Genomic DNA, 5,647 nt, shown 5'->3' with positions numbered 1-5,647 from the left:
CCACCTACCATCGCCGACAAGCCCGTTGCTGTCGCCGCACCAAACGTGCTCAGCAAATAGTCGGTGTACAAATCGAGTTCTTTGTTCTTCATTGCGACAGGTTAGCGTATGCACTGCGTAACATCAGACCCTTATTAAAAATTGAAGAGTAATTTTGCCGGGAAAGATTTGTTGCATAGCATGTGGCAACGGGCAGCAAACGCTGCCCCACTTAAAAAGACACCGGCTAAAGTATCGCGAAAGCCATAAAATCCGCCCCTCCCTGCCCTAGAGGTTTGCTTAGAACCTGTCTAAAGTCTCGCGAGCTAGGGCAAGATAAGGCGAAAACAGCCGAGGAAGCGGAGTTTACGAGTGGTAAATGAGCATTCCGAGGGTGTTTTCAACGCCATATTGCCGACGCACAGCAAACTTTAAACAGGTTCTTAGATCATGTCCGACCGCTATTACCGCCACATGGATGGCGGCTTATACCGCTTTGTTGCCGATGCGATGTCTGCCGATACGGGCAACCCCGTCATCGTTTATGAACACCTATGGCCCTTCATTGCAGGGCTCTGGGTACGCGACCGCGAGGAGTTTCTGGCACGCTTCCAGCCAATCGACGCCAACGAGGTAACTACCGCGCAGCAAGGCGACCGCACAATCGCGCAAGCAGCCGTGAACAACGCCAAGGCTATCCGCCGCGCCGCCAAAGCGACATGAAAACCTCGCTCTACCCCAGGTTGGGTGAGGTGCTGGCTCAGCCCGACCCAGACACCAAAGCCATACTGGCAGATGCACTTTGGGCCGACTGGCAAGCCGGTAAGTTCAATCACGCAATGGGTTGGCAAGCACCACCACAGCAACCGGGCCGCCCGGAAAAACCAGTGCTTTTGCCGCCACAGCAGGTACCACGGCGGCGCTTGGGTAGTACAGCAGGCCGGGCAGCGTTGTTGCATGCCATCGTCCATATCGAATTCAATGCCATCAACCTGGCGCTGGATGCCGCAGCGCGTTTCCCTGACATGCCGGCTAGCTACTATGGCGACTGGCTGAGGGTAGCCTCTGAAGAAGCCGGTCATTTCCGACTGCTACGCGACCATCTGCAAACATTGGGTTACCAATATGGCGACTTCCCTGCCCATAACAGCCTATGGGAAATGGCTGAGAAAACGGCCGGCGACGTATTGGTGCGGATGGCACTGGTGCCCCGCCTGCTGGAAGCGCGGGGGCTGGATGTGACGCCCGGTATGCAGGCTCGGCTGTTGGCGGCGGGCGACCCTGCCGCTGTCGCCATCCTGGACATCATCTTTCGTGATGAAGTAGGCCATGTCGCCGTGGGCAACCATTGGTTTCGGTATTGCTGCGCCGAGCGTTCACTCGACCCCGTGCAAGTCTTCCGCGAATTACTCACCACCTACCGCGCGCCGCGCCAAATTGGCGAGATCAATATCGAAGCCCGCCTACGCGCAGGCTTTGAGGACGCTGAATTGGCTGCGTTGCAGGACTACGCAGCCAATGGTTAATCCACTTTAGGCTGGCTTGCCCGCATCGCGCGCAGCCCGCAGCTGCAATTCATATAAAAAGCGCGAAGCTCGGTGATCGGCAGGTGGTGCACTGTACTGGGCTTGGCGCATGGACAACTTCAGGGCCTCGTCCTGAGGGGCAATCAACACCAAGGCATCTTTTGCACGGGTTGCCGCAACATAAAACAGCCGCCGTTCGGTAAGGCTATGGCGGGCACTATCGAGCCAATTGCCTAATTGCCGGCGCGGCAGTTTTTCCCGCGTCAATCCCGGTAGGATCACCACCGACCATTCATGCCCCTTGGCTTGGGTATAACTCAATAGCTGCGCGCCCTGCCGACTGGTCCGGCGCGCGCTGTAGGTATTCAGTTTTTCCAGTTCGGACAGCGCCGTGGCGATGCTCCACCCCTGCCGGGCAAAGAAATCAATGGTCTGGTGCAGCGCATGGCGCAGTTCGGCCAGCTTTTCGCGATCGATCAACATCCGCCCAAGTTCGTCCTCCACCTCAAAGATTTCCAGCATGGCAATCAAGCTGGCAGCAGCAGGGGCGTCATCCTCCAGGCCCAGTAACGTCGCCCGCTGCTGGATCAAACGCTCGGCCCGCCGGCGGGCCTGGGGAGAATTGGGATAGGTATCGCACAGCTTCTCTGCCGCACGCAGCAGGTAGTCGAAATCGACCAATATGTCTGGCTGCTGTGCCAGTTGTTGCAGCCCTTTTTGCAGCCAATCGGCCCGGCCACTTTGTGCATCTATGGCGCGACTTAGACCGGGCGCCATCAAACCCATGGCAGCTTCCAGCAGAAAAGCGCGTCGTGCTTCCGGCAGCCGATGCAAACGCTTGCCCCCCATCGCCAGCATGCCCAGCAAACCGGCCTCTTCGTTACGCTGGCCAAAAGGCGGGGTATCAACAAACTGATAGGGAATGCCAGCTGCAATCAGCGCATATTCCGTCGCGATCGCATCGGCAGGGGCGCGGAACAGCACGGCATAGTCTTGCAGCATCCTGCCTTCATCCAGCACCTTCTTCAGCACGCCCACCACGGCCTCGGGTTCCTCATCGCGGTACATGCGCACAATACGGGTAGATTGCTTGCTGAGCGACCGGCAAACCACCCTGGGCTCGGGTTTCGCCCGCTGCATGAATTGATACATGGCGTGTGCCAGCTCCGGCCCAAAGCGGAACGAGCCGGACAATTGTCCCTCATGCAAATCATGAAAACACGCAGCAAACTGTTCACGCATCAGGCTGGGGTCAGCACCCTGCTGGGCGTGGATACACTGGCTCTCGTCCCCAACGGCCACCATCACCGCCTTGCGGCCGAGCACCGCTCGCAAGAGTTGCAACTGCGCCAGGCTCAAGTCGTTGATCTCATCCAGTACCGCAAAGTCATAACGGCCCGCCAGGTCACGCCGTGCCTCTGGCTCGCGCGCCAACAGTTGCAGCGGTTCATGGATCAAATCGGCAAATGTGTAAAAGCCATGCAAGCGACGCAAGCGTTCGAATTCGATATACAAGGCCAGAGTACGTGCCTCTATGCCAAGACGCTCAGCCGCCCATTCATCATGCCAATCGTCGCTGCTGAAATCGGCAAACTTGCGCTCGGCCTTGATACGGTCAAAGAGGTGCAACAGGTCGTCGCAATTCTGGTTGGTCGGGTCGATAGCCTCCAGATCGCTACGGCTCTCGGCCAGCTTGGCCATGGTGGCGAACAAATGACCACGCAGGGTTTCGGCATCATCTGGCTCGGCAGGGTTGAGCACCTTGGGCATGCTATGCAGCCAGCCCGTATCGACCAGTTTTTTGCAGGCTGCGAAACCCACTGCATGCACGGTATGCACCTTGGGTGCACCGGCACCACGGCCTTGCAGCAGGGTTTCCAAGCGCTTACGCCCGGTATGGCTAAACGTAGCGCACAAGATGCGGTCGGGCGTTGCCCCTTGCTTCAATCGGGCCAATACCCAATGCGCCAAAACCGAACTCTTGCCGCTGCCGGCAGTCGCAAAAACCAGTTGGTTACGCTGCCCCATCCCCACGATAGCGGTTTGTTCGGCGGTAAGTTGTGCGGCATCGATCAGCATGGCAAAGAGAAAACGTAAAGAAAGAACATGCAGCAGTCTACCGAGAAGCAAGCGCGCATGTTCATCCTTAGCACCAGCTGATCGAGCACAGGCCAACTAAGGGAATGAGGGAAACACCGTTTCTGGGCCCCATGCAACCCCGTTGAAATAGGTTCCCAACAGTAGGGGCTGTGCCTCAAAACCCTGTACCCGACTCCGGTATAATCGCCCTTCCCCCGATTGCACCGGAATACCGTTATGACCGTCATCCGCCAGCAGGATTTCATCGACAGCATTGCCGATAGCCTGCAGTACATCTCCTACTACCACCCCAAGGATTATATCGATGCCCTGGGCCGTGCCTACGAGTTGGAAGAAAGCCCCGCCGCCAAGGATGCTATTGCGCAAATCCTGACCAACAGCCGCATGTGCGCCGAAGGCCACCGGCCCATTTGCCAGGACACCGGCATCGTTTGCGCCTTCGTCACCATCGGCATGAGCGTGCAGTGGGCCGACGCCACCATGAGTGTGGAAGACATGGTCAACGAAGGCATTCGCCGTGCGTATCTGCACCCGGACAACAAACTGCGCGCCTCGGTGCTGGCCGACCCGGCCGGCAGCCGCAAAAACACCAAGGACAACACCCCTGGCATCACCCATATCGAACTGGTGCCGGGCAACACGGTAGAAGTACATATCGCCGCCAAGGGCGGTGGCTCGGAAAACAAATCCAAGTTCGTCATGCTCAACCCATCCGACAGCATCGTTGATTGGGTACTAAAGACTGTGCCGCTGATGGGTGCGGGCTGGTGCCCCCCCGGCATGTTGGGCATTGGCATTGGCGGTACTGCCGAAAAGGCCATGTTGCTGGCCAAACGGTCTTTGATGGATCCCATCGATATCCAGGACCTGATCAAGCGCGGCGCGCAAACCCGGGCTGAAGAGCTGCGCATCGAACTGTACGAGAAAGTCAACGCGCTCGGCATTGGTGCGCAGGGCCTGGGTGGACTGGCTACGGTGCTCGATATCAAGATCAACGACTACCCTACCCACGCGGCCAGCCTTCCGGTAGCGATGATCCCTAACTGCGCCGCTACACGCCATGTTCACTTCGAACTCGACGGGAGCGGCCCAGCCAAACTGGCGGCCCCCAAGCTGGAAGATTGGCCCGATGTCACCTGGACTCCTTCAGCCAATGCCCGCCGGGTCGACCTGAACAGCATTACCCCCGCCGAAGTCGCCAGTTGGCAGCCGGGTGAAACCCTGTTGCTGAACGGCAAACTGCTGACTGGCCGCGACGCCGCACACAAGCGTATGGTCGACATGCTCAATAAGGGAGAGGCGCTGCCGGTGGACTTCAAAGGCCGCTTTATCTACTACGTCGGCCCGGTCGACCCTGTACGCGATGAAGTGGTCGGCCCTGCCGGCCCCACAACAGCGACGCGCATGGACAAGTTCACCGAACAGGTACTGGCCCAAACGGGCTTGCTCGGCATGGTTGGCAAGGCTGAGCGCGGCCCCACCGCCATCGATGCCATCCAGAAACACAAATCGGTATACCTGATGGCCGTTGGCGGTGCAGCCTATCTGGTCTCCAAAGCCATCAAGGGTGCCAAGGTGGTGGGCTTTGCCGACTTGGGCATGGAAGCGATCTACGAATTCGATGTGGTCGATATGCCGGTAACCGTGGCAGTGGATTCGAAAGGCAGCTCGGTCCACAAGACCGGTCCAGCCGAATGGCAAGCCAAGATCGGCAAAATCCCTGTCAACGCCCAATAAATCAGGACTGCTATCAAACAAAGCCCCTGCTAAGAACCTGTTTACGATCTGTCGCAAGCAGTCGTCAGCGGGATGAAGCGCAGCGCAGAAACCGGAATGTACTTTTGTACATGAGGCGTTCGAGCAGCACATGAACCCGGATCACGGCTGTGCAACAAGATCGTAAATGGGTTCTAAGCGGGTAATGCCGTTCACTTAACAACGCAGAGCTGTTTGACCGGATAACGCGACGGCGGCTTTTTCACGACACGGGGGCATTCGCGCCCCCGTCGTTGTTTGGACAGCAATTGGTCACCCAACCGTTC

The 5,647-nt window shown here is 58.1% G+C and carries 4 protein-coding genes; 3 read left to right on the top strand and 1 reads right to left on the bottom strand.

Features of this window, described 5'->3' with window-relative positions:
• Nucleotides 1-429 precede the first annotated feature (429 nt).
• On the top strand, nt 430-702 hold the full coding sequence (locus tag CSQ89_RS19525) for a DUF1653 domain-containing protein (protein ID WP_099407708.1): 273 nt from the start codon (nt 430-432) through the stop codon (nt 700-702).
• A complete protein-coding gene (locus tag CSQ89_RS19520) occupies nt 699-1,505 on the top strand; it encodes a ferritin-like domain-containing protein (RefSeq protein ID WP_099407707.1) in 807 nt (268 codons plus the stop codon). Before CSQ89_RS19525 ends, CSQ89_RS19520 begins: the two co-directional genes overlap by 4 nt.
• A 6-nt stretch (nt 1,506-1,511) precedes the next feature.
• Here the strand turns inward: CSQ89_RS19520 and CSQ89_RS19515 are convergent, their stop codons facing one another.
• Nucleotides 1,512-3,635 (bottom strand): UvrD-helicase domain-containing protein, encoded by a 2,124-nt coding sequence (locus CSQ89_RS19515; RefSeq protein WP_143747106.1) that lies wholly within the window; start codon nt 3,633-3,635, stop codon nt 1,512-1,514.
• A gap of 186 nt (nt 3,636-3,821) precedes the next feature.
• On the opposite strand from CSQ89_RS19515, the gene CSQ89_RS19510 reads away from it, so the two are divergent.
• Nucleotides 3,822-5,342, top strand: coding sequence for a fumarate hydratase (locus CSQ89_RS19510; protein ID WP_099407705.1), 1,521 nt, complete (start codon nt 3,822-3,824; stop codon nt 5,340-5,342).
• Nucleotides 5,343-5,647: the final 305 nt, after the last annotated feature.

Origin of the sequence: Chitinimonas sp. BJB300 (genome assembly GCF_002735695.1) — a bacterium.
Taxonomy (GTDB): Bacteria; Pseudomonadota; Gammaproteobacteria; order Burkholderiales; family Chitinimonadaceae; genus Chitinimonas.
This window is presented reverse-complemented; position numbering and strand designations above follow the sequence as displayed.

What these genes read in the sequence shown, in the direction of transcription:
- CSQ89_RS19520 (WP_099407707.1), top strand. Translation starts at nt 699, where the DNA reads ATGAAAACCTCGCTCTACCCCAGGTTGGGTGAGGTGCTGGCTCAGCCC.
- CSQ89_RS19525 (WP_099407708.1), top strand. Translation starts at nt 430, where the DNA reads ATGTCCGACCGCTATTACCGCCACATGGATGGCGGCTTATACCGCTTT.
- CSQ89_RS19510 (WP_099407705.1), top strand. Translation starts at nt 3,822, where the DNA reads ATGACCGTCATCCGCCAGCAGGATTTCATCGACAGCATTGCCGATAGC.